At 61.5% G+C, this 25,926-nt stretch carries 23 protein-coding genes and 4 tRNA genes; 4 read left to right on the forward strand and 23 right to left on the reverse strand.

Translation table 11 applies throughout. From position 1 onward, the window contains the following. Position 1: 1 nt before the first annotated feature. The 21 genes from rplW to AC6H0N_RS13845 all read right to left on the reverse strand — a co-directional run bounded on the left by rplW (position 2) and on the right by AC6H0N_RS13845 (position 20,201). Positions 2–307, reverse strand: coding sequence for a 50S ribosomal protein L23 (gene rplW / locus AC6H0N_RS13745; protein WP_497574695.1), 306 nt, complete (start codon positions 305–307; stop codon positions 2–4). After that, positions 304–924, reverse strand: a complete 621-nt coding sequence (gene rplD, locus AC6H0N_RS13750) for a 50S ribosomal protein L4 (protein ID WP_497574696.1) — start codon at positions 922–924, stop codon at positions 304–306. The genes rplW and rplD overlap by 4 nt, the downstream gene beginning before the upstream one ends. A gap of 11 nt (positions 925–935) precedes the next feature. Continuing rightward, the gene (gene rplC / locus AC6H0N_RS13755; protein WP_497574697.1) at positions 936–1,580 is read right to left on the reverse strand and encodes a 50S ribosomal protein L3; all 645 of its coding nucleotides are present in this window, start codon (positions 1,578–1,580) and stop codon (positions 936–938) included. Between the two features lie 124 nt (positions 1,581–1,704). Then, the gene (gene rpsJ / locus AC6H0N_RS13760) at positions 1,705–2,016 is read right to left on the reverse strand and encodes a 30S ribosomal protein S10 (protein ID WP_102246069.1); all 312 of its coding nucleotides are present in this window, start codon (positions 2,014–2,016) and stop codon (positions 1,705–1,707) included. 65 nt (positions 2,017–2,081) lie between these two features. After that, on the reverse strand, positions 2,082–3,272 hold the full coding sequence (tuf, locus tag AC6H0N_RS13765) for an elongation factor Tu (RefSeq protein ID WP_497574698.1): 1,191 nt from the start codon (positions 3,270–3,272) through the stop codon (positions 2,082–2,084). 27 nt (positions 3,273–3,299) lie between these two features. After that, positions 3,300–5,399, reverse strand: a complete 2,100-nt coding sequence (gene fusA, locus AC6H0N_RS13770) for an elongation factor G (RefSeq protein ID WP_497574699.1) — start codon at positions 5,397–5,399, stop codon at positions 3,300–3,302. 103 nt (positions 5,400–5,502) lie between these two features. Next, positions 5,503–5,973, reverse strand: a complete 471-nt coding sequence (rpsG, locus tag AC6H0N_RS13775) for a 30S ribosomal protein S7 (protein WP_497574700.1) — start codon at positions 5,971–5,973, stop codon at positions 5,503–5,505. A gap of 32 nt (positions 5,974–6,005) precedes the next feature. Beyond that, positions 6,006–6,383 carry a 30S ribosomal protein S12 gene (gene rpsL / locus AC6H0N_RS13780; protein WP_497574701.1) on the reverse strand — a complete coding sequence of 126 codons (378 nt, stop codon included), beginning with the start codon at positions 6,381–6,383 and terminating at the stop codon, positions 6,006–6,008. A 129-nt stretch (positions 6,384–6,512) separates the two neighbouring features. Further along, positions 6,513–10,763, reverse strand: coding sequence for a DNA-directed RNA polymerase subunit beta' (rpoC, locus tag AC6H0N_RS13785; protein ID WP_497574702.1), 4,251 nt, complete (start codon positions 10,761–10,763; stop codon positions 6,513–6,515). A gap of 40 nt (positions 10,764–10,803) precedes the next feature. Continuing rightward, a complete protein-coding gene (gene rpoB / locus AC6H0N_RS13790; protein ID WP_497574703.1) occupies positions 10,804–14,937 on the reverse strand; it encodes a DNA-directed RNA polymerase subunit beta in 4,134 nt (1,377 codons plus the stop codon). Between the two features lie 158 nt (positions 14,938–15,095). Continuing rightward, positions 15,096–15,479, reverse strand: coding sequence for a 50S ribosomal protein L7/L12 (gene rplL / locus AC6H0N_RS13795; protein ID WP_497574704.1), 384 nt, complete (start codon positions 15,477–15,479; stop codon positions 15,096–15,098). A gap of 53 nt (positions 15,480–15,532) precedes the next feature. Further along, complete coding sequence (rplJ, locus tag AC6H0N_RS13800) at positions 15,533–16,057, reverse strand: 50S ribosomal protein L10 (RefSeq protein WP_497575028.1); 525 nt, start codon at positions 16,055–16,057, stop codon at positions 15,533–15,535. 273 nt (positions 16,058–16,330) lie between these two features. After that, positions 16,331–17,029 (reverse strand): 50S ribosomal protein L1, encoded by a 699-nt coding sequence (gene rplA / locus AC6H0N_RS13805; protein WP_497574705.1) that lies wholly within the window; start codon positions 17,027–17,029, stop codon positions 16,331–16,333. A 2-nt stretch (positions 17,030–17,031) separates the two neighbouring features. Further along, positions 17,032–17,463, reverse strand: coding sequence for a 50S ribosomal protein L11 (gene rplK, locus AC6H0N_RS13810; RefSeq protein WP_497574706.1), 432 nt, complete (start codon positions 17,461–17,463; stop codon positions 17,032–17,034). Positions 17,464–17,564: 101 nt separating this feature from the next. Continuing rightward, positions 17,565–18,098 carry a transcription termination/antitermination protein NusG gene (gene nusG / locus AC6H0N_RS13815; protein ID WP_497574707.1) on the reverse strand — a complete coding sequence of 178 codons (534 nt, stop codon included), beginning with the start codon at positions 18,096–18,098 and terminating at the stop codon, positions 17,565–17,567. A gap of 2 nt (positions 18,099–18,100) precedes the next feature. Beyond that, entirely contained in the window at positions 18,101–18,448 is a 348-nt protein-coding gene (secE, locus tag AC6H0N_RS13820; RefSeq protein WP_497574708.1) for a preprotein translocase subunit SecE, read from the reverse strand. Between the two features lie 26 nt (positions 18,449–18,474). Further along, a tRNA-Trp gene (locus tag AC6H0N_RS13825) sits at positions 18,475–18,550 on the reverse strand. Between the two features lie 63 nt (positions 18,551–18,613). Continuing rightward, the gene (gene tuf / locus AC6H0N_RS13830; RefSeq protein WP_497574709.1) at positions 18,614–19,804 is read right to left on the reverse strand and encodes an elongation factor Tu; all 1,191 of its coding nucleotides are present in this window, start codon (positions 19,802–19,804) and stop codon (positions 18,614–18,616) included. Positions 19,805–19,876: 72 nt separating this feature from the next. Then, positions 19,877–19,951: transfer RNA gene (locus tag AC6H0N_RS13835), tRNA-Thr, on the reverse strand. A 29-nt stretch (positions 19,952–19,980) separates the two neighbouring features. Beyond that, a tRNA-Gly gene (locus AC6H0N_RS13840) sits at positions 19,981–20,054 on the reverse strand. A 62-nt stretch (positions 20,055–20,116) separates the two neighbouring features. Continuing rightward, a tRNA-Tyr gene (locus AC6H0N_RS13845) sits at positions 20,117–20,201 on the reverse strand. 124 nt (positions 20,202–20,325) lie between these two features. Between AC6H0N_RS13845 and AC6H0N_RS13850 the strand changes: the two genes are divergently transcribed. After that, the gene (locus AC6H0N_RS13850; RefSeq protein ID WP_497574710.1) at positions 20,326–21,105 is read left to right on the forward strand and encodes a class I SAM-dependent methyltransferase; all 780 of its coding nucleotides are present in this window, start codon (positions 20,326–20,328) and stop codon (positions 21,103–21,105) included. Between the two features lie 92 nt (positions 21,106–21,197). Beyond that, positions 21,198–21,896, forward strand: a complete 699-nt coding sequence (locus AC6H0N_RS13855) for a hypothetical protein (protein WP_497574711.1) — start codon at positions 21,198–21,200, stop codon at positions 21,894–21,896. On the opposite strand, the gene AC6H0N_RS13860 is transcribed toward AC6H0N_RS13855, so the two are convergent. Continuing rightward, a complete protein-coding gene (locus tag AC6H0N_RS13860) occupies positions 21,897–22,526 on the reverse strand; it encodes a response regulator transcription factor (protein ID WP_497574712.1) in 630 nt (209 codons plus the stop codon). Positions 22,527–22,668: 142 nt separating this feature from the next. On the opposite strand from AC6H0N_RS13860, the gene AC6H0N_RS13865 reads away from it, so the two are divergent. Both AC6H0N_RS13865 and AC6H0N_RS13870 read left to right on the forward strand, forming a co-directional pair. Further along, positions 22,669–24,591, forward strand: coding sequence for an ATP-binding protein (locus tag AC6H0N_RS13865; protein WP_497574713.1), 1,923 nt, complete (start codon positions 22,669–22,671; stop codon positions 24,589–24,591). A 17-nt stretch (positions 24,592–24,608) separates the two neighbouring features. Next, positions 24,609–24,983 carry a PhaM family polyhydroxyalkanoate granule multifunctional regulatory protein gene (locus AC6H0N_RS13870; protein ID WP_497574714.1) on the forward strand — a complete coding sequence of 125 codons (375 nt, stop codon included), beginning with the start codon at positions 24,609–24,611 and terminating at the stop codon, positions 24,981–24,983. Here the strand turns inward: AC6H0N_RS13870 and AC6H0N_RS13875 are convergent. Then, complete coding sequence (locus tag AC6H0N_RS13875) at positions 24,980–25,870, reverse strand: AEC family transporter (RefSeq protein ID WP_497574715.1); 891 nt, start codon at positions 25,868–25,870, stop codon at positions 24,980–24,982. The genes AC6H0N_RS13870 and AC6H0N_RS13875 overlap by 4 nt on opposite strands. Positions 25,871–25,926 lie beyond the last annotated feature (56 nt).

Raw genomic sequence — 25,926 nt, forward strand, 5'->3', positions numbered from 1 at the left:
TTTACTCCCCGGCCGCGAAGTTGATTTCTTGGCCCGACTTGAGGCTCACGAAGGCCTTCTTCCAGCCCTTGCGGCGACCGATCGTGCGACCGAAACGCTTTTCCTTGCCCTTGACGTTGGCAATGTTCACCGCGCTAACCTCGACCTTGAACAACAGCTCGACAGCGGCCTTCACTTCCGGCTTGGTGGCCGAAGAATGAACCTTGAACACTACCTGCCCGTTCTGGTCGGCGAGCTGGGTCGCCTTCTCGGAGATCTGGGGCGCGAGCAGCACCAACATCAGACGCTCTTGGCTAAATCCACTCATTGCCAGACCTCCTCCATCTTGGCCAGCGCACCCTTGGTGACCAGCACCTTGGCGAAATTGACCAGCGAAACCGGATCCGCCTCAGACACCTCGAGCACGAGCACGTTGTGCAGGTTGCGCGAAGACAGGAACAGGTTCTCGTCGAACTGATCGGTGATGACGAGCACCGAGTCGAGACCCATGCCCTTCAGTTTCTGCGTCAGCAGCTTGGTCTTCGGCGCCTCGAGCTCGAGACTGTCGATGACGGCAAGACGATCTTCACGGGCGAGCTGCGACAGAATCGTCGCAACGCCGGCGCGATACATCTTGCGGTTGACCTTATGCGTGAAGTTCTCGTCCGGCGAATTCGGGAAGGCACGACCACCTCCACGCCAGATCGGGCTCGACGACATACCGGCGCGAGCACGACCCGTACCCTTCTGACGCCACGGTTTGCGCGTCGAGTGCTTGACGTCGTCGCGGCCTTTCTGCTGTCGGTTACCCGAGCGCGCATTGGCCATATAGGCCACCACGATCTGGTGCACCAACGCTTCGTTGTAATCACGTCCGAACAGCGAATCCGACACTTGCAGCATCGAAGCCTCTTGGCCCTGTTCGTTCAGGAGCTTCAGTTCCATTTCACCCCCGCTCAGCTATTGGCCTTGACCGCCGGATGGACGATCACGTCGCCACCCTTCGATCCCGGCACAGCCCCTTTGACCAGGAGCAACTGACGCTCGACATCCACGCGCACAACCTCAAGGCTTTGCGTCGTGCATGTGACCGCACCCAGATGACCCGCCATCCGCTTACCCGGGAATACACGACCCGGATCCTGCGCCATACCGATGGAACCCGGCGCATTGTGGGAGATGGAGTTACCGTGCGAGGCGCGGTTCGACGAGAAGTTGTGACGCTTGATGGCGCCCGCAAACCCCTTGCCGATAGAAGTGCCGGTGACGTCAACCATCTGACCAACGGCAAAGATGTCGGCAGCAACAACATCGCCGGGCTTGAGCGCGGCGAGCTTGTCGGTTTCGACGGTGAATTCTTTCAGAACGCTACCTGCCTCTACACCAGCTTTGGCGTAGTGACCGGCAAGCGACTTGCTCACGCGGCTTGCGCGACGCGAACCAAACGCAACCTGAACCGCGGCATAACCGTCGGTTTCGGGCGTCTTGATCTGGGTCACACGGTTGTTCGACACGTCAAGCACCGTCACCGGGATGGAACGACCATCCTCAGCAAAGATGCGAGTCATGCCGACCTTGCGACCAACAAGGCCTAGACTCATTTTTTTCTCCTGAACCCCGGTTTCGATTGACCAGGACCGTTTAGGGACTACCAAATTGCGCCGAAAAGCGCAAAGGCCGGATTATACCGGCCTTTCGATCTCGCATGCAAGCATGCGAACATTCTTACTGGAGCTTGATCTCCACATCCACACCAGCCGGAAGATCCAGCTTCATCAGCGCATCAACCGTCTTTTCCGTCGGGTCAATGATATCCATCAAACGCTGGTGGGTACGGATCTCGAACTGATCGCGCGAAGCCTTGTTTACGTGCGGCGAGCGCAGCACGTCAAAACGCTCTTTGCGGGTCGGCAGCGGCACGGGGCCACGAACGACGGCGCCGGTGCGCTTGGCGGTCTCGACGATTTCCAGGGCGGACTGATCGATCAGACGATAGTCAAAAGCCTTGAGGCGGATGCGGATTTTCTGGTTCTGCATGTTTGTTCCTAAAGAGCAAAAAGAGCAAAGCGCCCGACGCCTCGCGACGCCGGGCAGTATTGGTATTACTCGATGACTTTCGCCACGACGCCGGCGCCAACGGTACGGCCGCCTTCGCGGATCGCGAAGCGCAGACCTTCTTCCATGGCGATCGGAGCAATCAGCTTCACCGTGATCGACACGTTGTCACCCGGCATCACCATCTCGGTGCCTTCAGGCAGCGTGATCGCACCAGTCACGTCCGTCGTACGGAAGTAGAACTGCGGGCGGTAGTTGGCGAAGAACGGAGTGTGACGACCACCCTCTTCTTTGCTCAGCACGTAGATCTCGCCCGTGAAGTGCGTGTGCGGGGTGATGGAACCCGGCTTGCACAGCACTTGACCACGCTCGACGTCTTCACGCTTGGTGCCGCGCAGCAGCACGCCGACGTTGTCGCCAGCCTGACCCTGGTCGAGCAGCTTGCGGAACATTTCCACGCCCGTGCAGATGGTCTTGACGGTGGCCTTGATGCCGACGATCTCGATCTCTTCACCGACTTTGACGATGCCACGCTCGACACGACCGGTCACGACGGTGCCACGACCGGAGATGGAGAACACGTCTTCGATCGGCAGCAGGAACGGCTTGTCAATCGCGCGCTCCGGGGTCGGGATGTAGCTGTCGAGCGCTGCAGCCAGTTCGAAAATGGCCGGCTCGCCGATCGGCGACTGGTCACCTTCGAGGGCCTTCAGAGCCGAACCCTTGATGATGGGGATGTCGTCACCCGGGAAGTCGTACTTCGAGAGCAGCTCGCGAACTTCCATCTCGACGAGTTCGAGCAGCTCTTCGTCGTCGACCATGTCGCATTTGTTCAGGAACACGATGATGTACGGCACGCCAACCTGGCGAGCCAGCAGAATGTGCTCACGCGTCTGCGGCATCGGGCCGTCAGCGGCCGAGCACACCAGAATCGCGCCGTCCATCTGCGCAGCACCGGTAATCATGTTCTTGACGTAGTCGGCGTGGCCCGGGCAGTCGACGTGGGCGTAGTGACGCGCCTCGGTCTCGTACTCGACGTGCGCGGTGTTGATCGTGATGCCGCGTGCCTTCTCTTCCGGCGCGCTGTCGATCGACGCGTAATCTTTCGCTTCGCCGCCGAACTTCTTCGACAGAATCGTCGTGATCGCAGCCGTCAGCGTCGTCTTGCCATGGTCAACGTGGCCAATCGTGCCTACGTTCACGTGCGGCTTCGTACGTTCAAACTTGCCCTTAGCCATTATTCAGTCCTCTCTCGATCTCTGAGCTTACTTAGTGCGATTGTTGATCACTGCCTCGGCGACGTTCTTCGGCGCCTCGGAGTAGTGTTTGAATTCCATGGAATACGTGGCACGGCCCTGCGACAACGAGCGCATCTGCGTCGCGTAGCCGAACATCTCGGCCAGCGGAACCTCGGCCTTGATTTCCTTCATTCCGCCCGGAATGTCGTCCATGCCCTGCACGATGCCACGACGACCGGAAAGGTCACCCATGACGTTACCCATGTACTCTTCCGGGGTTTCGACAACCACGGCCATCATGGGCTCAAGCAGAACCGGGCTGGCCTTGCGCATGGCGTCCTTGAACGCCATCGATGCAGCCATGCGGAACGCGTTTTCGTTCGAGTCAACGTCGTGGTAGGAACCGTCGAACAGCGTGACCTTGACATCAACCACCGGGAAGCCGGCCAGCACGCCATTCGGCAGCGTATCCTGCAGACCTTTGTCGACCGCCGGGATGTATTCGCGCGGAACCACACCACCCTTGATCGCATCCACGAACTCGTAACCCTTGCCGGCTTCGTTCGGCTCGAGCTTGATCCACACGTGGCCGTACTGACCGCGACCACCGGACTGCTTGACGAACTTGCCTTCCTGCTCGACCGGCTTGCGAATCGCTTCGCGATAGGCAACCTGCGGCGCACCAACGTTGGCTTCAACGTTGAATTCGCGCTTCATGCGGTCAACCAGAATCTCAAGGTGCAACTCGCCCATACCGGAAATGATGGTCTGACCGGACTCTTCGTCGGTGCGCACGCGGAAAGACGGATCTTCCTGAGCCAGACGACCGAGCGCGATACCCATTTTTTCCTGGTCGCTCTTGGTCTTCGGCTCGACGGCAATGTGAATCACCGGATCCGGGAAAATCATGCGCTCAAGGATGATCGGCGCAGACGGATCGCACAGCGTCTCACCCGTCGTCACTTCCTTGAGACCCACGCAGGCGGCGATGTCACCGGCCACAACTTCTTTGATCTCGGCGCGCTCGTTGGCGTGCATCTGCAGAATTCGGCCGATGCGCTCCTTCTTGTTCTTGATCGAGTTCAGCACCGTCGCGCCGGACTCGAGAACGCCGGAGTACACACGCACGAAGGTCAACTGACCGACGAACGGGTCACTCATCAGCTTGAATGCCAGTGCAGAGAACTTTTCGGAGTCGTCCGCCTTGCGGGTAACCGGCTTCTCGTCGTCATCCACACCGGTAACAGGCGGGATATCGATCGGCGAAGGCAGCAGTTCGATCACGGCGTCGAGCATGCGCTGCACGCCTTTGTTCTTGAACGCAGTGCCACACAGCATCGGCTGGATTTCGCAGGCGATGGTACGGGTACGCAGACCCAGAACGATCTTCTCCTCGGACAACTCGCCGTTCTCGAGGTACTCGTTCATCAGGTCTTCGGATGCCTCGGCAGCAGCCTCGACCATCTGCTCGCGCCACTTCTCGGCTTCAGCCTGCAGCTCAGCCGGAATCGGCTGATACTCGAACTTCATGCCCTGGCTGGCCTCATCCCAGATCACCGACTTCATCTTCAGCAGGTCGACAACACCCCGGAAACCCTCTTCGGCACCGATAGGAATCACGATCGGAACCGGACTCGCCTTCAGGCGGAGCTTCATCTGCTCGACGACCTTGAAGAAGTTGGCGCCCTGACGGTCCATCTTGTTGACGAAGGCAAGGCGCGGAACCTTGTACTTGGTGGCCTGACGCCAGACAGTCTCGGACTGCGGCTGAACACCACCGACGGCGCAATAAACCATGCACGCACCATCGAGCACACGCATGGAGCGCTCAACTTCGATGGTGAAGTCCACGTGCCCCGGGGTATCGATGATGTTGAAACGATGCTCGGGGTACTGCTGATCCATACCTTTCCAGAAGCAGGTCGTGGCAGCCGAGGTAATGGTGATACCGCGCTCCTGCTCCTGCTCCATCCAGTCCATGGTCGCAGCGCCGTCGTGCACTTCGCCAATCTTGTGGCTCACGCCGGTATAGAAAAGGATGCGTTCGGTCGTCGTCGTCTTGCCGGCGTCGATGTGCGCGGAGATGCCGATGTTGCGATAGCGCTCAATGGGAGTCTTGCGAGCCACGATAATCCTGCCTTCTGTCTATGCGCCTCGTGGGCGCGTGAAATTCCTGCCGTACAAAGCAATCGAGCCCTTGTCGGGCCCGAGTCACTACCGTTTCAAAGAATCAGAAACGGTAGTGCGAGAATGCCTTGTTTGCTTCCGCCATACGGTGCACTTCTTCGCGACGCTTCATCGCGGAACCGCGGCCTTCGGCAGCCTCGAGCAGTTCACCGGCCAGACGCTGGGCCATCGACTTCTCGGCACGCTTGCGAGCCGCCTCACGCAGCCAGCGCATCGACAGCGCCATACGGCGGGACGGACGCACTTCAACCGGCACTTGGTAGTTTGCGCCACCGACGCGACGACTCTTGACCTCAACCACCGGCTTGACGTTGGTGACCGCAGCCGCAAACACCTCCAGCGGATCCTTGCCAGCCTTGCCGGAGATGTGATCAAAAGCACCGTAGACGATGCGCTCGGCAACCGACTTCTTGCCGGATTGCATGATCACGTTGATGAACTTGGAGACATCCTGGGAAGCGAACTTCGGGTCCGGCAGGATTTCGCGCTTCGGTACTTCGCGACGACGGGGCATAACGACCTCTGACTAATGTCTGTAAGCGTGGATCAGGCCTGCTTCGGGCGCTTGGCGCCGTACTTGGAGCGGGACTGCTTGCGATCCTTGACACCCTGGAGGTCAAGCGAACCGCGAACGATGTGGTAACGGACACCCGGCAAATCCTTGACGCGGCCGCCACGGATCAGCACAACCGAGTGCTCCTGCAGGTTGTGGCCTTCACCACCGATATACGAAATGACCTCAAAGCCGTTCGTCAGACGCACCTTCGCAACCTTACGCAGCGCGGAGTTCGGCTTCTTCGGAGTCGTCGTATAGACGCGCGTGCACACGCCGCGCTTCTGCGGGCAAGCCTCAAGGGCCGGCACCTTGCTCTTGACGACAACCTTTTCCCGCGGCTTGCGGACGAGCTGATTGATAGTAGGCATAGTAGTCAGTCTTTCAAATGGTCCGAGGCGGCGCGCACGCCACCTCGGACGGATTGTTCCGCGGCGGAACAGGCAATATGGGCCATTCCGCACAAAGAGGCCGGATTCTATTCCGGCACAAGCCCTGCGTCAACCGGCCTGAACATCCTGCGACGCTTCGCCCTCGGCTGCAGCGCTTGCGGCGGCGTTCTCCGCAACCGCTTCGTCGAAGCCAGGCCAGGCATGATCGCCACCGAGATCGCCACCCGCCTTCTGCACACGACGGTTGCGGTGGTAGGCCATACCGGTACCGGCCGGGATCAGACGACCAACGATGACGTTCTCCTTCAGACCACGGAGTTCGTCGCGCTTGCCCATGATTGCGGCTTCGGTCAGCACCCGCGTGGTTTCCTGGAAGGAAGCTGCGGAGATGAACGAATCGGTCGACAGCGAGGCCTTCGTGATGCCGAGCAGAACGTTGTCGTAGTTCGACGGCAACTTGCCTTCGGCGACCATCTTGTCGTTCTCTTCGTACACGTCAGAACGCTCGACCTGCTCTTCACGGATGAAGCGCGTGTCGCCCGGATCGGTGATGACCACCCGACGCAGCATCTGACGCACGATGACTTCGATATGCTTGTCGTTGATCTTCACGCCCTGCAGACGATAGACGTCCTGCACTTCGTCGATGATGTAACGCGCCAGAGCCGGGATACCCTGCAGACGCAGGATGTCGTGCGGATCGGCCGGACCATCGACAATCAGTTCGCCCTTGTTCACCACCTGACCATCGTGAACCATCAGGTGCTTGTCTTTCGGGATCAGGAAGTCGTGCGACGTGCCATCCGGCTCGGTGATCACCAGGCGTTGCTTGCCCTTGGTGTCCTTGCCGAACGACACAGTGCCGGTGAACTCGGCCAGCACGCCAGCATCCTTCGGCGCACGCGCCTCAAACAGCTCGGCCACACGCGGCAGACCACCGGTGATGTCACGGGTCTTGGCCGATTCCTGGGGAATACGTGCAAGCACGTCACCCACACCGACCTGCTGACCGTCCTTGACGGTGATGATCGAGCCCACCTGGAAGGTGATGGCGACCGCATGCTCGGAGCCTGCGATGCGCACTTCCTGGCCCTGATCATCGATCAGCTTGACCTGCGGACGCGACGCCTTGACGGTCGACCCCGAACCACGACGCTTGGCATCGATCACGACCAGCGTCGACAGACCAGTGACTTCGTCGATCTGCTTGGCAACCGTGGAGCCCTCTTCCACGTTCTCGAACCTCACCGTACCGGAGTACTCGGTGATGATCGGACGGGTGTGCGGGTCCCACGTTGCGAGCTGCCCGCCGGCCTTGACGGTCATGCCGTCATCAACGAACAGCATCGCGCCGTACGGCAGCTTGTGACGCTCGCGCTCGCGGCCCATGTCATCTGCCACGACCAGTTCGGCCGAACGGGCAATGACGACCTTCTCGCCCTTGACGTTGGTGACGTAGCGCATGTTGCCGGCGAAACGGATGGTACCGGCCGACTTGGCCTCGACACCGCTTGCAACGGCAGCACGCGACGCAGCACCACCGACGTGGAAGGTACGCATCGTAAGCTGGGTACCCGGCTCACCGATCGACTGGGCAGCGATGACGCCAACTGCCTCGCCGACGTTGACGTCGGAACCACGGCCCAGATCGCGGCCATAACACTTGCCGCAGATACCAAAGCGCGTTTCGCAGGTCAGCGCCGTGCGGACCTTGACCTCGTCGATACCGAGGCTGTCGATCAGCTCAACCATGTCTTCGGTCAGCAGCGTGCTGGCCTCGATCACGGTTTCCTGCGTATCCGGATTCACCAGATCTTCCGCTGCAACACGACCCAGGATGCGCTCGCGCAGCGGCTCGACAACTTCGCCGCCCTCGATCAGGGCCTTCATGACGAAGCCTTCACGCGTACCGCAATCATCTTCGGTCACGACCAGATCCTGCGTCACGTCGACCAGACGACGGGTGAGGTAACCCGAGTTCGCAGTCTTCAGCGCCGTATCTGCCAGACCCTTACGGGCGCCGTGCGTGGAGATGAAGTACTGCAGAACGTTCAGACCTTCACGGAAGTTGGTCGTGATCGGGGTCTCGATGATCGAGCCGTCCGGCTTGGCCATCAGACCACGCATACCAGCCAACTGGCGGATCTGCGCAGCAGAACCACGCGCGCCGGAGTCGGCCATCATGTAGATGGAGTTGAACGACTCCTGCTTGACCGTGTTGCCGTCGCGATCGACCACTTCTTCCTGGCCGAGCTGGTCCATCATCGCCTTCGCGACCTGGTCACCACAACGACCCCAGATATCGACGACCTTGTTGTAACGCTCGCCATCGGTCACCAGACCCGAAGTGTACTGGTCGGCAATGTCCTTGACCTCAGCCTCGGAGGCGGCGATCAGGCGATCCTTCTCGCCCGGCACCAGCATGTCCTTGATCGAGATCGAGATACCGGCGCGGGTCGCCAGCGTAAAGCCGTACTGCATCAGCTTGTCGGCAAAGACGACGGATTCCTTCAGACCGCAGCGACGGAAGGCCGCGTTGATCAGGCGGGAAATCTCTTTCTTCTTCAGCGCCTTGTCGATCACGCTGAACGGCAGACCAGCCGGAAGGATCTCCGACATGAGCGCACGGCCAACGGTCGTTTCATAACGACGTGTCACCGGAATGCGCTCGCCTTCGGCACCGAACTCGATCGTGTTCAGACGCACCGAAACCTTGGCATGCAGGGAAGCATTGCCAGACTCGTATGCGCGACGGGCCTCGGCCACGTCTGCGAACTTCATGCCTTCGCCGAGCTCGTTCACACCTTCACGCGTGGCGTAGTACAGGCCCAGCACGATATCTTGCGACGGCACGATGATCGGCTCGCCGTTGGCGGGCGACAGCACGTTATTCGAAGCCAGCATCAGCGTGCGCGCTTCCATCTGCGCTTCAAGCGACAGCGGAACGTGGACGGCCATCTGGTCACCGTCAAAGTCGGCGTTGAACGCAACGCAAACCAGCGGATGCAGCTGGATGGCCTTGCCTTCGATCAGTACCGGCTCGAAGGCCTGGATACCCAGACGGTGCAGCGTCGGCGCGCGGTTTAGCATCACCGGGTGCTCGCTGATCACCTCTTCGAGGATGTCCCACACCACCGGCTCGTGGCTCTCGACCATCTTCTTGGCTTGCTTGATGGTGGTGGCCAGACCGCGCAGTTCGAGCTTGTTGAAAATGAAGGGCTTGAACAGCTCAAGCGCCATCAGCTTCGGCAGGCCGCACTGGTGCAGCTTGAGCTGCGGGCCGACCACGATAACCGAACGGCCCGAGTAGTCGACGCGCTTGCCCAGCAAGTTCTGACGGAAACGACCGCCCTTGCCCTTGATCATGTCGGCCAGCGACTTGAGCGGACGCTTGTTGGCGCCCGTCATGGCCTTGCCGCGACGACCGTTGTCGAGCAGCGAGTCGACCGATTCCTGCAGCATGCGCTTTTCGTTGCGCACGATGATGTCCGGCGCCTTCAGTTCGAGCAGACGCTTGAGGCGGTTGTTGCGGTTGATGACGCGGCGATACAGATCGTTCAGATCCGAGGTCGCAAAGCGGCCACCATCCAGCGGCACCAGCGGACGCAGGTCCGGCGGCAGCACCGGCAGCACTTCGAGGATCATCCACTCGGGCTTGATGCCGGAGGTCTGGAAGGCTTCAAGCACCTTGAGGCGCTTGGAGAACTTCTTGACCTTGGCTTCCGAGCCGGTGGACTCGAGTTCGCCACGCAGCTTCTCGACTTCGTGGTTGAGATCGAGCGTGCGCAGCAGTTCGCGCACGGCCTCGGCGCCCATCAGGGCGTCGAAGTCGTCACCGAACTCCTCGACCTTGGCCAGGTAGTCGTCCTCGGTCAGCAACTGACCGCGCAGCAGCGGGGTCAGGCCCGGCTCGACCACCACAAAGGCTTCGAAATACAGCACACGTTCGATGTCGCGCAGGGTCATGTCGAGCACCATGCCGAGACGGCTCGGCAGGCTCTTCAGGAACCAGATGTGCGCGACCGGGCTGGCCAGCTCGATGTGGCCCATGCGCTCGCGGCGCACTTTCGACAGCGTCACTTCGACGCCGCATTTTTCGCAGATGACACCACGGTGCTTGAGGCGCTTGTACTTGCCGCACAGGCATTCGTAGTCCTTCACCGGGCCGAAGATCTTGGCGCAGAACAGACCGTCGCGCTCCGGCTTGAAGGTACGGTAGTTGATGGTCTCCGGCTTCTTTACTTCGCCGTAGGACCACGAGCGGATCTTGTCGGGCGAGGCGAGGCCGACGGTAATCGCGTCGAACTCTTCCTCTTGCGGCAGGGTTTGCTTGAACAGATCAGCGAGCATGCCTTTCATTATTCACTCCATCCGGGTTGGCAGTGGGCTTTCACCCGGTTCAGTACGTATCCAGATCGATATCGATCGCAAGGGAGCGGATTTCCTTCACCAACACGTTGAAGGACTCCGGCATACCTGCATCGATCTTGTGCTCACCCTTCACGATGTTCTCGTAGACCTTGGTACGGCCTGTCACGTCATCGGACTTCACGGTCAGCATTTCCTGCAGCGTATAGGCAGCACCGTAGGCTTCCAGCGCCCAGACTTCCATCTCACCGAAACGCTGGCCACCGAACTGTGCCTTGCCGCCCAGCGGCTGCTGGGTAACAAGCGAGTACGGGCCGGTCGAACGCGCGTGCATCTTGTCGTCGACCAAGTGGTGAAGCTTCAGCACGTGCTTGTAGCCAACCGTTACCTTGCGGTCAAACGCATCGCCGGTGCGGCCGTCATACAGCGTGACCTGGCCACTGGAATCAAGTCCGGCAAGCTCGAACATCTTCTCGAGCTCCATTTCCTTGGCGCCGTCGAACACCGGCGTGGCAAACGGCACGCCTTTGCGCAGGTTGGACGCCAGCTCGATGATCTCGCCGTCATCAAAGGACTTCAGGTCTTCGCTGCTGCCGGTGGTGTTGTAGATCTCGTGGAGCAGCCCACGGATTTCCTTGACCTTGGCATTCGCCTGCAACATTCCGTCGATCTTCTGACCCAGCGCCTTGGCAGCACGGCCCAGGTGGGTTTCGAGGATCTGACCGATGTTCATCCGCGACGGCACGCCCAGCGGGTTCAGCGCGATGTCGACCGGCGTGCCGTCATCCATGTACGGCATGTCTTCCACCGGCACGATGCGCGAAACCACACCCTTGTTACCGTGACGGCCGGCCATCTTGTCGCCCGGCTGCAGACGGCGCTTCACCGCAAGGTGAACCTTGACCATCTTCTGCACGCCCGGCGGCAGTTCGTCGCCCTGCGTGAGTTTCTTCTTCTTCAGTTCAAAAGCGGCATCGAAGTCCTTGCGCGTCTTCTCCAGACCATCACGCACGGCTTCGAGTTGGGTTGCCAGCTCTTCGTCCGCCATGCGGATGTCGAACCAGTTGTACGGCTCGATATCGTCGAGATAGACCTCGGTAACCGCAGCGCCCTTGGCCAGCTTTTTCGGGCCGCCATTGACTTTCTGACCCACGATCATGCGGCGGATACGTGCAAACGCATCACGCTCGACGATACGCATCTGGTCGGCGAGGTCGGTCTTGAAGCCACGCAGCATGTCGTCGATGATCGACTGGGCACGCTTGTCGCGCTCGATGCCTTCACGCGTGAAGATCTGCACGTCGATGACGGTACCGACCATGCCGGACGGCACGCGCAGCGAGGTGTCCTTCACGTCGGAAGCCTTCTCGCCGAAGATCGCGCGCAGCAGCTTCTCTTCCGGCGTCAGCTGGGTCTCGCCCTTGGGCGTGACCTTGCCGACCAGCACGTCACCGGCTTCGACTTCGGCGCCGATGTACACAATGCCCGACTCGTCGAGACGGCCCATCTGCGCTTCGCCCAGCGAAGCGATGTCGCGCGTGATCTCTTCAGGTCCAAGCTTGGTATCGCGAGCAACGACCGTCAGCTCCTCGATATGAACCGAAGTGAAACGGTCGTCGGCGACCACACGCTCGGAGATCAGGATCGAGTCTTCGAAGTTGTAGCCGTTCCACGGCATGAACGCGACCAGCATGTTCTGGCCGAGAGCAAGTTCGCCGAGGTCCGTCGAGGCACCGTCAGCGATCACGTCGCCCTTGGCCAGCACGTCACCAACCCTCACGATCGGGCGCTGGTTGATGTTGGTGTTCTGGTTCGAACGCGTGTACTTGATCAGGTTGTAGATATCCACGCCGACTTCACCGGCCAGCGTTTCCTTGTCGTGCACGCGCACCACGATACGGTTGGCATCGACATAGTCGACCACGCCGCCACGCAGGGCCTGCACGGCCGTACCGGAGTCGACTGCAACCGTGCGCTCCATGCCGGTACCGACCAGGCACTTCTCGGGACGCAGGCAAGGCACGGCCTGACGCTGCATGTTCGCGCCCATCAGCGCGCGGTTCGCGTCATCGTGCTCAAGGAACGGAATCAGCGACGCAGCCACCGACACGATCTGGCCCGGTGCGATGTCCATGTACTGAACCTGCTCGACGTTCGACAGCGTGAACTCGCCCTTATGGCGGCACGACACCAGATCGCCGGTCAGTTCGCCCTTGTCGCTCACCTCAGCGTTGGCCTGGGCGATGACGTAGTGGCCTTCTTCAATAGCCGACAGGTAATCAACCTGATCGGTCACTTTGCCGTCAGTAACCTTGCGATACGGCGTCTCAAGGAAGCCATAGCGGTTGGTGCGTGCGTACACGGCCAGCGAGTTGATCAGACCGATGTTCGGGCCTTCCGGCGTTTCGATCGGGCACACGCGGCCGTAGTGGGTCGGGTGCACGTCGCGCACTTCAAAACCGGCGCGCTCACGCGTCAGACCGCCCGGGCCGAGGGCCGAGACACGACGCTTGTGCGTGATCTCGGACAGCGGGTTGGTCTGGTCCATGAACTGCGACAGCTGGGACGAACCGAAGAACTCCTTGATCGCGGCCGAGATCGGCTTGGCGTTGATCAGGTCGTGCGGCATCAGGTTATCGCTCTCGGCCTGGCCGAGGCGCTCCTTGACGGCGCGCTCGACGCGCACCAGACCGGCGCGGAACTGGTTCTCGGCCAGTTCGCCGACCGAACGCACACGGCGGTTGCCGAGGTGATCGATGTCGTCGATTTCGCCGCGACCGTTGCGCAGCTCAAGCAGGATGCCGATGACGGCCAGGATGTCCTGGTTCGACAGCACGCCCGGACCGACTTCTTCCTGCTTGCCGATGCGCTCGTAGAAACGCTTTACCCAAGCCGGAGCGCGATCGTCGATCGCTTCCGGGTAGGCGCGGCGGTTGAACTTCATGCGGCCTACGGACGACAGGTCGTAGCGTTCTTCGTTGAAGAACAGACCGTGGAACAGCGCTTCGACGGCATCTTCCGTCGGCGGCTCGCCCGGACGCATCATGCGATAGATCGCAACGCGCGCGGCCCACTGGTCGTTGGTGTCATCGATACGCAGCGTCGAGGAAATGTAGCCGCCGCGATCGAGGTCATTCACGTACAGCGTCTGCAGTTCGGTAATGCCGCCTGCACGAATCTTCTCGACCAGCTCTTCGGTGATCTCGTCGTTGGCCTTGGCCAGGACTTCGCCGGTTTCCTTGTCAGCGAGGTTGGTCGCCAGGATGCGGCCCAGCAGGAACTCGTCGGGCACCAGCATCGTCTTGACGCCGGCCTTCTCGAGCTCGCGGATATGGCGAGCGGTGATGCGCTTCTCGCGCTCTACGATCACCGTGCCGTCCGGCGCGGTGATGTCGAAACGCGCGACTTCGCCACGCAGGCGCTCGGGCACCAGCGTGAAACGCACGCCATCCGCTTCGATGCGGAAATCGTCAAAATCGTGGAACGAGGCGAGGATTTCCTCGGTGCTCATGCCGATCGAACGCAGCAGGATCGACACCGGCATCTTGCGGCGGCGGTCAACCCGGAAGAACAGGGCGTCCTTCGGGTCGAACTCGAAGTCCAGCCAAGAGCCGCGGTAGGGAATCACGCGAGCCGAGAACAGCAGTTTGCCGGAAGAGTGCGTTTTGCCACGGTCGTGGTCAAAGAACACGCCCGGCGAACGGTGCAGCTGCGACACGATGACGCGCTCGGTACCGTTGATGACAAACGAGCCGGTGGTGGTCATGAGCGGAATCTCGCCCATGTACACTTCCTGCTCTTTCACTTCCTTGATGGTTTCCTTCGGCGCGTCGCGGTCCATGATGACCAGACGCACACGAGCGCGCAGCGGCGCAGCAAACGTCAAGCCACGCTGCTGGCATTCCTTGACGTCAAACGGCGGCTCGCCGAGGTTGTACTGGACGAATTCCAGTCGGGCGTTGCCGCTGTGGCTGGAGATCGGAAAGATCGACGTGAAGGCCGCCTGCAGGCCGTCGTTGATACGACGGTCGACCGGAATCTCGGCCTGAAGGAAGGACACGAAGGAGTCGATCTGCGTGGCCAGCAGAAACGGGACGTCCCGCTCGGAAGTGCGCTTTGCAAAACTTTTGCGGATGCGCTTCTTTTCGGTATAGGAATACGCCATGGGGGCTCCGGGTAGAGATCAGACGTCAAACAGCAGAACAAAGCGTCGGCATGCACAGCCAAACCGCATCGCACGCTTTGTTGTGCCATCTGGCAAGCAGAAAGCACGAAAGGGCTGGCGCCCTTGAAAGGTCGCCAGCCCTGCGAAAAGGCGAGAGATTACTTGATCTCGACCTTGGCGCCAGCTTCTTCGAGTTGCTTCTTCAGCGCTTCGGCATCAGCCTTCGACACGCCTTCTTTGACGGCCTTCGGAGCACCGTCAACCAGGTCCTTGGCTTCTTTCAGGCCCAGGCCGGTAGCAGCGCGCACGACCTTGATGGCCTCAACTTTCTTTTCGCCAGCAGCCACGAGAACGACGTCAAACTCGGTCTTCTCTTCGACAGCAGCAGCAGCCTCGCCGCCAGCAGCAGCCGGGCCAGCAACGGCAACAGCGGCAGCAGCCGACACGCCGAACTTCTCTTCCATATCCTTGATGAGCTGGGACAGCTCAAGAACGGACATGTTGCCAATCACTTCCAAAATATCGTCTTTGGACACAGCCATTTTTCTACTCCTGAATCAGTCGTTTGCCCCGTTACAGGGCGATTACGTGGAAATTACGCAGTCTCTTTCGAATCGCGCAGGGCAGCCACGGTGCGCACGAACTTGCCCGGAACCTCGTTGAGGGTCTGAACAAACTTCACCACCGGGGCCTGCATCGTCCCGAGCAGCTTCGCAAGAAGCTCCTCGCGGCTCGGCATCGACGCCAGCGCCTTGACGCCATCGGCGTCCATGACGTAGTTCGGCATCGCGCCGCCCTTGATCACCAGCTTGTCGTTGGTCTTGGCGAACTCTTGCAGGACTTTGGCGGGGGCCACCGGATCTGCGGAGATACCGTAGATCAGCGGACCAACCAGCTGCGAGGTCAGACCTTCGAACGGCGTGCCATCAACGGCACGGCGCACAAGCGTGTTTTTCAGGACGCGCAGGTAGACGCCCGACTCGCGCGCTTTGGCACGCAAGGCGGTGATCTGCCCGACTTCGAGACCACGGTACTCAGCGACAATCACGGCCTGAGCGTTCGCAACTTCTGCGGACACCTCGGCTACAACTGCCTTCTTGTCATCAAGATTGAGACCCAAGGCCATCTCCCTTTTGAAACATCCGTCCGCGCCGAAAAACCGGCACGGACAACCACGGCGACCGTATTCAGAAGACTGGTCTGCCGCCTCGCGGCGGCACAACCGGAATCCTGCTTCGGGATACGCCATCTGCGTTGGGCCCGAGGAAACCTCGCGGATTAAGACAAAGCTCCAAAGCTGCCGGACACCTTGCCCCCAACGGTCTTTGACAACCTGTTGCCCGAAGGCAACAGCCCAAAGTCATCGGACGGCCGGAGCCGTCCGGGTACAAACTCAAGCGGCGTTGATCGTCGACGGATCGACTTTCACACCAGCACCCATGGTGCTCGACACTGCAATCTTGCGCAGATAGATGCCCTTGGAGGCGGCCGGCTTGGCCTTCACCAGTGCATCGACCAGAGCGCCGACGTTTTGTTGCAGCGCCTCAACCGAGAACGAGGCACGACCAACGGTGGCATGCACGATGCCAGCCTTATCGGTACGGTACTGAACCTGACCGGCCTTGGCGTTCTTGACCGCGGTCTCGACGTCCATGGTGACGGTGCCGACCTTCGGGTTCGGCATCAGGCCACGCGGGCCGAGCACCTGACCGAGCTGACCGACGACGCGCATGGCGTCCGGGGTAGCGATACACAGATCGAAGTCGATATTGCCGGCCTTGACTGCAGCAGCCAGATCGTCGAAACCGACGACGTCAGCGCCAGCGGCCTTGGCGGCCTCGGCCTTGTCGCCCTGGGCGAACACGGCCACGCGCACGCTCTTGCCGGTACCGGCCGGCAGCACGACCGAACCACGCACCAGCTGGTCGGATTTACGGGCATCGATGCCGAGGTTGATCGAGATATCGATCGACTCGTCAAACTTGGCGGTCGCGCAACCTTTGACCAGACCGAGAGCATCGCTCACGGCGTAGCTGCGGTTGCGGTCAACCTTGGCGCGCAGCGCCTGAACGCGTTTGGAAAGCTTTGCCATGATCAGAGACCCTCAACCGTGATGCCCATGCTGCGGGCGGAACCAGCGATCGTACGCACGGCGGCGTCCATATCGGCAGCGGTCAGATCCTTCATCTTGGTCGTGGCAATTTCTTCGACCTGAGCGCGCGTCAGCGAACCGATCTTGTCGGTGTGCGGGCGCGGCGAGCCCTTGGCGACTTTGGCAGCCTTCTTGATCAGGACCGACGCCGGCGGCGTCTTCATGATGAAGGTGAAGCTCTTGTCGGCGAACGCGGTGATGACCACCGGGATCGGCAGGCCGGGCTCAAGGCCTTGAGTCTGCGCGTTGAACGCCTTGCAGAACTCCATGATGTTCAGACCGCGCTGACCCAGCGCAGGACCGATCGGGGGGCTGGGGTTGGCCTTGCCGGCCGGCACCTGCAGCTTGATGTAGCCAATGATTTTCTTTGCCATGGTGGCAATCTCCTTGTTTGAGTACTAGCGCACCAGCCGCAGCCGGCGCTCCTCGTCTGCCCGAAAACGGGCAATGGGCGCCCTCACGGGCGCCCGCTCGCTCAGGTCTTCTCGACCTGGGCGAAATCTAGTTCCACCGGGGTCGCACGACCGAAAATGGTCACCGACACACGCAGCTTGCTCTTCTCGTAATTGACGTCTTCCACGTTGCCGTGGAAGTCGGTGAACGGACCATCCTTGACCCGAACCACCTCGCCGGTCTCCCACAGCACCTTGGGACGCGGCTTGTCGACCCCTTCCTGCATCTGGGTCATGATCTTTTCGACCTCCTTCTCGGAGATCGGACTCGGCTTGTTGGCAGTACCGCCAATGAAACCGGTCACTTTCGGCGTGGATTTGACCAGATGCCAGGAGTCATCGTTCATGTCCATTTCAACCAGCACGTAGCCGGGAAAGAACTTGCGCTTGGAAATGCTCTTCTGGCCGCCTTTCATTTCGACGACTTCTTCAACCGGCACCAGAATCTGGCCGAAATGCTCTTGCATGCCGGTGCGATTGATCCGCTCGATCAGTGCCTGCTGCACCGAGTTTTCAAAACCCGAATACGCATGCACGACATACCAGCGCTTGGTCATATTCACTTCCATCCCAGAACGAGATCGTACATGACCCACTCCAGGCCCTTGTCCGTCAGCCACAGGAAGATCGCCACCACCACCACGAAGGCGAACACCATGCCGGTCGACTGCACGGTTTCCTTGCGAGTCGGCCAGACGACCTTGCGGGCCTCGTTGATCGACTCACGCACAAAACCGAAGAACCGACGACCAGGAGCCGAAGTCCATGCCACGGCCACGGCAGCGATGACGCCACCGAAAACGCATAGCACACGGACAACGAGGGCCTGCTCCGCAAAGGCGTAGAAGCCGGCAATACCGGCCGCAACCAGGGCCAGTGCCAGCAGGAGCTTGATCTTATCGGCCATCAGGATCTCGTATTACGGAAAAGCATTGGCAGGGGCAGAGGGAATCGAACCCCCAACCTTCGGTTTTGGAGACCGACGCTCTGCCAGTTGAGCTATACCCCTGCGACAGAGACTACAAAGCGCTCCCTCGCGGGAGCGCTCTTGATCGATCGGTTACCCGAACGATTATTCGATGACTTTCGCCACGACACCGGCACCAACGGTACGGCCGCCTTCGCGGATCGCGAAGCGCAGACCTTCTTCCATGGCGATCGGAGCAATCAGCTTCACCGTGATCGACACGTTGTCACCCGGCATCACCATCTCGGTGCCTTCGGGCAGCGTGATCGCGCCGGTCACGTCCGTCGTACGGAAGTAGAACTGCGGGCGGTAGTTGGCGAAGAACGGGGTGTGACGACCACCCTCTTCTTTGCTCAGCACGTAGATCTCGCCCGTGAAGTGCGTGTGCGGGGTGATGGAACCCGGCTTGCACAGCACTTGACCACGCTCGACGTCTTCACGCTTGGTGCCGCGCAGCAGCACGCCGACGTTGTCGCCAGCCTGACCCTGGTCGAGCAGCTTGCGGAACATTTCCACGCCCGTGCAGATGGTCTTGACGGTCGCCTTGATGCCGACGATCTCGATCTCTTCACCGACTTTGACGATGCCACGCTCGACACGACCGGTCACGACGGTGCCACGACCGGAGATGGAGAACACGTCTTCGATCGGCAGCAGGAACGGCTTGTCAATCGCGCGCTCCGGGGTCGGGATGTAGCTGTCGAGTGCTGCAGCCAGTTCGAAAATGGCCGGTTCGCCGATCGGCGACTGGTCACCTTCGAGGGCCTTCAGAGCCGAACCCTTGACGATGGGGATGTCGTCACCCGGGAAATCGTACTTGGACAGCAGTTCGCGAACTTCCATCTCGACGAGTTCGAGCAGCTCTTCGTCGTCGACCATGTCGCACTTGTTCAGGAACACGATGATGTACGGCACGCCAACCTGGCGAGCCAGCAGGATGTGCTCACGCGTCTGCGGCATCGGGCCGTCAGCGGCCGAGCACACCAGAATCGCGCCATCCATCTGCGCAGCACCGGTAATCATGTTCTTGACGTAGTCGGCGTGGCCCGGGCAGTCGACGTGGGCATAGTGACGCGCCTCGGTCTCGTACTCGACGTGTGCGGTGTTGATCGTGATGCCGCGTGCCTTCTCTTCCGGCGCGCTGTCGATCGACGCGTAATCTTTCGCTTCGCCGCCGAACTTCTTCGACAGAATCGTCGTGATCGCAGCCGTCAGCGTCGTCTTGCCATGGTCAACGTGGCCAATCGTGCCTACGTTCACGTGCGGCTTCGTACGTTCAAACTTGCCCTTAGCCATGTCAACACCTCATGTACAAAATTCAGAATTAGCGGACCAACGCCGTGGCGATCCGACCGGATCGGTAAAACCTGGTGCCCTTGACGTGGATTGAACACGTGGCCTCTCCCTTACCAAGGGAGTGCTCTACCACTGAGCTACAAGGGCTCTTACTACTTAAATCAATAACGCCCGTTTGGAGCGGGTGAAGGGAATCGAACCCTCGTCGTAAGCTTGGAAGGCTTCTGCTCTACCATTGAGCTACACCCGCACACGACGCGGACTATCCGCATCACATTGCGCCGAAAGCATCACTGCCGGCAGCGCCGAATCTGGTGGAGGGGGAAGGATTCGAACCTTCGAAGGCTGAGCCGTCAGATTTACAGTCTGATCCCGTTGACCGCTTGGGTACCCCTCCGGGCGACAAGCCGCGCACTATAGTGCCTCTCAGAACCAATGTCAAACCTGATCCGACATAAGCTTTGGCCGCGCCAGACACCGTTCTGCTAAGGTTTGAAGCTTCGCCCGCACAAGCCTCTTCGATGACCTCACCGCTGCCCGATCGCCGGCCATTTCCCAGCTGGCTGGCCGCACTATTCGCCCAGATTGGCGGCACGCTGCTCGCCTTCGCACTGGCACGTACGGGCATCCTGAGCTCATTGCTGCCGCTGATCATCACGCAGGCGCTGTGTGCCGCGCTGCTTTCCGTGCTGATGCGGCGCGAGCGCTGGTGGGTCGTCATTCACCTCTGCTTCATGCCGCTATTGCTCGCCGCGCACTCGCTCGACGTCAATCCACTTTGGGCGCTGGCGGTTTTCGTGCTGCTGCTGCTGGTGTTCTGGGGGACGTTGGGTACGCGGGTTCCGCTGTATCTCTCCGGCAGCGATGCCGTCGATGCGGTCGACGCATTACTGCCAGCCGATCGCCAGCTTCGCGTGCTGGACCTCGGCTGCGGCACCGGCGCAATGCTCATCCCGCTCGCACAGCGCCATCCCGAACATCGCTTCACCGGCATCGAATCCGCTCCGCTGCCGTGGCTGATTGCGCGCATCGCGGCACGGCGCTGCACGAACCTGCATATCGCACGCGGCAACTTTTTCGCACACGACTGGAGCGCCTACGATGTGGTGTACGCATTCCTGTCTACGCATCCGATGAACCAGGTCGGCGACAAGGCCCGCGCTGAACTCGGGCCGAAGTCCTTGCTGATCAGCAAGGACTTCGCTGCGCCGGAGTTGAGCGCCGAGCGGACGCTGCAACTGCCATCCGGCGCCACGCTGTACTGCTATCGGCCCGGGGCGCGGACGGACAGCACGGATTAACGGGGCAATTCCACCGTTTTTCCGGAAATCAGGCGACATCGCGACCGGGATAATGCGCTGCATGGAGAACTGCATGCAGACAAAGGGGCAGCATGGCTGAAATCATCTGCGTCATCGGCAACAAGGGCGGCACAGGCAAGACTTCGATCTCGCACATGCTGTGCCAGGGCTTGGGCTTGCTGGACCAGCGCGCTGCCTGCGTGCTGACGGACACCTCACGCGAACCGCTCAACCCGGCCCGACGACGCTACGTCACCGCCGATGCACGCACTCGCGAATCGCTGACCAAGGTCGTCGACAAGCTGCGCACGCTCGAGAACTGGATCGGCGTCATAGACGGCGGTGGCAACCGCACCGAGATGGACCGCAAGCTTTACGCAATGTCGGACATCGTGCTGCTGCCGTTCCGCGAATCACACGAAGACATTCGCACTGTCGTGCGCGACCTGGAGATGTTTCCACGCGCCTATGCCGTGCCATCTCAGTGGCCAACCAATGCCTGGCAGCGCGAAACGGCAGACCGCAACGTGCGCACCATGATGCGCCCCTACCGTCACCGCCTCCTGAACCCGGTCAATGCCCTGTCAGCAAGCAAATTGTTGCTGCAGAAGGACATTCCGGAACAGTTTCCGACGCCGCTGGCAAACGCCTGCCGAGCGCTTGCGCGTCAGGTGCTGGAAGTCCTGGAAATCGACGTACCGGATAGTGCTGGCTCGCAGCTGGCCGCCGTCAGCGAGCGAGACCGCATTGCCGCCGACGAGATGCCACTGCGCATAGGCAACCGACGCTAATCACGCCCGTGCGGTGGAGCGCGACAAGGCCACCAGCGCCTGCGCGCGGTTGCGGACGTTCATGGCGCGGAAGATGGCTGACATGTGCACTTTCACGGTGCCTTCCGAAAGACCCAGCAAATCGGCGATCTCGCGGTTGGTCTTGCCCTGACCGAGCAGCTCGGCAACACGTGTCTGCGCCGTGGTGAGGCGGTAGCGCTGCTCCAGCGAGCGGTTGCCACGGCGCCCCTCGTCCGGCGCGTCCTGCGGCATGAAGAACACGCCGCCATCCAGCACCGTACGCACGGCCAGGCGCAATTCGTCACCCGAGCTGCTCTTCGACACGAAACCCGAAGCACCGACCTTCATCGCCCTGCGCAGCGTTGCCGCATCGTCGAGCGCCGACACGACGATGGTCGGCATGTCGGGATAGCGCTTGGCGAGTACGCCGAGCAGGGAAAAGCCCGACATATCCGGCAGCATCAGATCGATCACCGCCAGATCCCAGTCGCTGCTTGCGGCGAGCAGTTCCAGCGCCTCTTCCGAGCCACGCGCTTCGACGCACAGCAGGCCGACCTCCAGACGATTGAGCGTCTGTGCCATGGCCTCCCTGACGAGCGCGTGATCCTCGACGATCAGAACCCTGGTCACCTTGCTGACTCTCCTGCCGTTTGAGCTGCACCAAAATGTGGCAAGCATAGCACCCTGCGTCTGCACACGCGTCGCAGCCTGCGCCGAAACATTGCACAATCCGCGGGTGAAGCGGACACGGCGCCGCAGCGGAGATCGGGACATGACGTTCAACTGGGGCGTGCGAGCGCGCGTAATGCTCGTGGCGGTACTGCCGATGCTGGTGGTCGCACTGCTTCTCACGGTGTTCTACACCAGCTCGCGGCTGGCCGACATTGAAGAAGCCCACATCGCCCGCGGCAAGGCTTACGCCCGCCAGCTCGTTGCCGCCAGCGAGTACGCCGTGTTCTCGGGCAACCACGACGCGCTGCAGAAGCTCACCGAAGCCAGTCTGGCCGAAGAAGGCATGACCGGCGTGATGATCATCGACCTGTTCGGCGAGACACTGGCACGCAGCGGGCGTCTGGACGCGACCTTGCCGGCCGAGCAGGAACTGCGCTCCGACTCCGCCTACCTCGGCAACACGTTGACGATGCGCATCATCGAGCCGATCTACGCCAGCCAGGCCTCGCTGGGCATCGACTTCAACGACGAAGTCTTTCGCTCAGGATCGGCCGTCGTCACCCCGATTCTGGGCAATGTCATCGTCGACCTCGGCCGCGACGCCGTCGAAGCCAAGCGACGCGACCTGCTGCGCACCGGCATGCTCACGGTGTTCGCCGCCCTGCTCGGCACGCTGGTGCTGGCCACTTCCATGAGCCGCGGCGTATCCGGCCCGATCCGCCGCATCGCCGCAGCAGTATCACGCATCGGCAAGGGGCAGTTCGACGAACGCGTGCCGCTGGTCGGCGGTGGCAGCCTGCGCATGCTGGCCGAAGGCCTCAACCAGATGGGCGCGGAGCTGGCCAGCATGCACGCGCAGATGAGCGCACGCATCGACGAAGCCACCGCCGAGCTGCGTACGCGCAAGGAAGAGGCCGAGAGCGCCAACACGGCCAAATCACGCTTTCTGGCGGCCGCCAGTCACGACCTGCGCCAACCGATGCACGCGCTTGGGCTGTTCATTTCCGAACTGTCGCAGTGCCGACTCGATGCCCCGGCAAGACGCCTGCTGTCCAAAGTCGCGGCATCGGCCGAGGCCATGGAGGATCTGCTCGACAGCCTGCTCGACATCTCGCGGCTCGACGCCGGCGTGCTTGAGCCCAATGTGCGCGCCTTCCCGCTGCAGCCCATCCTCGAGCGCATTGCCGCGACGCAGCGCGGCGCAGCGATCGAGAACAGGGTTCATCTGCGTATCCGGCCGACCTGGGCCTGGGGCATCAGCGACCCGGTGTTGTTTGAACGCGTGCTGGGCAACCTCGTCAGCAATGCCGTGCGCTATTCGCCAGGCGGCCGGGTGCTGGTGACGTGTCGGCAACGCGGCGAGCGCTGGCGCATCGAGGTGCGCGACAACGGCATCGGCATCCCGCAACAGGCGCAGGAGAGCATCTTCCAGGAGTTCGTCCAGCTTCAGAATCCAGAGCGCGCACGCGACAAGGGCCTGGGGCTCGGGCTGGCCATCGTGCGGCGCCTCACGGACATGCTCGGCCACCCGCTGGAACTGCGCTCTGCTCCGGGACAAGGCTCGGCCTTCGCCGTCACCGTGCCCGCCGGCAAGGTCGAAGACATCGATACCAGCGAAGAAGAAGCCCGGGAACCCGGCGATCTCGGCGGCCTGTGCATTGCTATCATCGACGATGACCCGCTGGTCCTCACCGCCATGGAGAGCCTGCTCGGTTCATGGGGATGCGATGTCATCGCGGCCGCCGACCTGCACGGCGCGCTGGAGCGTTTCGACGCCCTCGGAAGGGCCCCGCAGGCCATCATCAGCGACCATCGGCTTGCGCGCGGCACCACCGGCACCGAGGTCATTCGCGCACTGCGCCAGCGCTTCGGAGACGATCTGCCGGCGGCCCTGGTCACCGGCGACACCGGCCCCGACGCGCTGAGCATGGCCGAACGAGAAGGCTATCCTGTACTGCACAAACCGCTGCGACCGGCGCGACTGCGTGCACTGCTCAACCGATTCGCGGCACACTGCGACTGACGCGGAGGGAGATCACCATGAGCGACAAAAGCACCGGCGGGCCTGACCCGCTCGAAGCACTTCGTCAGATGTGGAGCGCCGCGGGCATACCGCTGCCCGGCATGATGGCGCCCACGCTGGATGTCGATGACCTCGACAAACGCATCAAGGATCTGCGCACCGTAGAGAACTGGCTGTCGATGAACCTCAACATGCTGCAGGCCACCGTTCAGGGGCTGGAAGTGCAGCGCTCGACGATCGCTGCGCTCAAAGCCATGAGTGAGCAGGCCGCCTCTGGCAAGCCGGCGAGCGGTGAAGCCCCACCCAACCCATTCGCACAGATGTGGCCGTGGAACATGGCCGCGCCGGACGCGGCGAAGCCGCCACCCGAGGCGCCAAAGAAAAAGCCCTAGAGCAGCGCCAGCCAGAGGGTCAGTGTAGGCATGGCCAGAATCGTCGTGGCCGAAATCAGCCAAGCCACGCCAGCACCGTCACCGCCCATGCGCATCGCAAGAATGTAGGCTGAACTGGCGGTGGGCATGGCGGCGTACAGCACCAGCAGATCAAAGGCGATGCCTTCCAGCCCCACCATGCGCCCCAGCCCCCAGGCGATCGCCGGCAGCAGCGCAAGCTTGACGGTGACGATCCACGACGAGCCCAGCACATTGCCGCCGGCCGAACCCCAGCGCAGCGCAGCCCCCACCGTCAGCAGGCCCAGCGCCACCGCGGCATCACCGAGCCGCGTCAGGAAAGCGTTGGCCGGCTGCGGCAGTTCGCCGCCGGACAGATTGAAGGCCATGCCGGCCAATGTGGCCAGTACCAGTGGATTGCGCACCAGCTCGCGCACCAAACCGCCCTGACCGTGACGCGCCAGCATGCCCACTGCCATGATGTTGGCGAACGGCACCATCATGCCGCACAGCGCGCCCATCAATGCCACGCCCTGCGCACCGTGCAACTGACCGGCGACGGCAATCGCGATGTAGGTATTGAAGCGGTAGGAACACTGCAGACGCGAGGCGAAGCTGATGCCCGACAGCCCCATCAACGGCCGCCCGGCCAGGCCCAGCACGAAGCCGATGAACATCACCGCCAGCCCCGTGGCGACCAGTGGCAGGGTGTTGTCCAGATCGATGCTGACCGACGTCAGCGCGCGGAACAGCATGGCCGGGAACAACACGAAATACACCAGCCGCTCGACGCCGGTCCAGAAGCCGATGTCGGTGAGCATCCAGCGGCGCAGCAACACGCCGAGCAGGATCAGGGAGAAGTCGGGAAGGAGCGTCAGCAGGCTTTGCATGGGGCGCAAGGATAGCCTGTCGCGACGCCCTCCCAAAGCGGGCTCGACCACAAGGC

The organism is Pseudazoarcus sp. NS34 (genome assembly GCF_059703725.1).

Coding starts and splice junctions, on each gene's coding strand:
- rplW (WP_497574695.1), bottom strand. CDS start 307: ATGAGTGGATTTAGCCAAGAGCGTCTGATGTTGGTGCTGCTCGCGCCC.
- rplD (WP_497574696.1), bottom strand. CDS start 924: ATGGAACTGAAGCTCCTGAACGAACAGGGCCAAGAGGCTTCGATGCTG.
- rplC (WP_497574697.1), bottom strand. CDS start 1,580: ATGAGTCTAGGCCTTGTTGGTCGCAAGGTCGGCATGACTCGCATCTTT.
- rpsJ (WP_102246069.1), bottom strand. CDS start 2,016: ATGCAGAACCAGAAAATCCGCATCCGCCTCAAGGCTTTTGACTATCGT.
- tuf (WP_497574698.1), bottom strand. CDS start 3,272: ATGGCTAAGGGCAAGTTTGAACGTACGAAGCCGCACGTGAACGTAGGC.
- rpsG (WP_497574700.1), bottom strand. CDS start 5,973: ATGCCCCGTCGTCGCGAAGTACCGAAGCGCGAAATCCTGCCGGACCCG.
- rpsL (WP_497574701.1), bottom strand. CDS start 6,383: ATGCCTACTATCAATCAGCTCGTCCGCAAGCCGCGGGAAAAGGTTGTC.
- rpoC (WP_497574702.1), bottom strand. CDS start 10,763: ATGAAAGGCATGCTCGCTGATCTGTTCAAGCAAACCCTGCCGCAAGAG.
- rpoB (WP_497574703.1), bottom strand. CDS start 14,937: ATGGCGTATTCCTATACCGAAAAGAAGCGCATCCGCAAAAGTTTTGCA.
- rplL (WP_497574704.1), bottom strand. CDS start 15,479: ATGGCTGTGTCCAAAGACGATATTTTGGAAGTGATTGGCAACATGTCC.
- rplA (WP_497574705.1), bottom strand. CDS start 17,029: ATGGCAAAGCTTTCCAAACGCGTTCAGGCGCTGCGCGCCAAGGTTGAC.
- rplK (WP_497574706.1), bottom strand. CDS start 17,463: ATGGCAAAGAAAATCATTGGCTACATCAAGCTGCAGGTGCCGGCCGGC.
- nusG (WP_497574707.1), bottom strand. CDS start 18,098: ATGACCAAGCGCTGGTATGTCGTGCATGCGTATTCGGGTTTTGAAAAC.
- secE (WP_497574708.1), bottom strand. CDS start 18,448: ATGGCCGATAAGATCAAGCTCCTGCTGGCACTGGCCCTGGTTGCGGCC.
- tuf (WP_497574709.1), bottom strand. CDS start 19,804: ATGGCTAAGGGCAAGTTTGAACGTACGAAGCCGCACGTGAACGTAGGC.
- AC6H0N_RS13850 (WP_497574710.1), top strand. CDS start 20,326: ATGACCTCACCGCTGCCCGATCGCCGGCCATTTCCCAGCTGGCTGGCC.
- AC6H0N_RS13855 (WP_497574711.1), top strand. CDS start 21,198: ATGGCTGAAATCATCTGCGTCATCGGCAACAAGGGCGGCACAGGCAAG.
- AC6H0N_RS13865 (WP_497574713.1), top strand. CDS start 22,669: ATGACGTTCAACTGGGGCGTGCGAGCGCGCGTAATGCTCGTGGCGGTA.
- AC6H0N_RS13870 (WP_497574714.1), top strand. CDS start 24,609: ATGAGCGACAAAAGCACCGGCGGGCCTGACCCGCTCGAAGCACTTCGT.
- AC6H0N_RS13875 (WP_497574715.1), bottom strand. CDS start 25,870: ATGCAAAGCCTGCTGACGCTCCTTCCCGACTTCTCCCTGATCCTGCTC.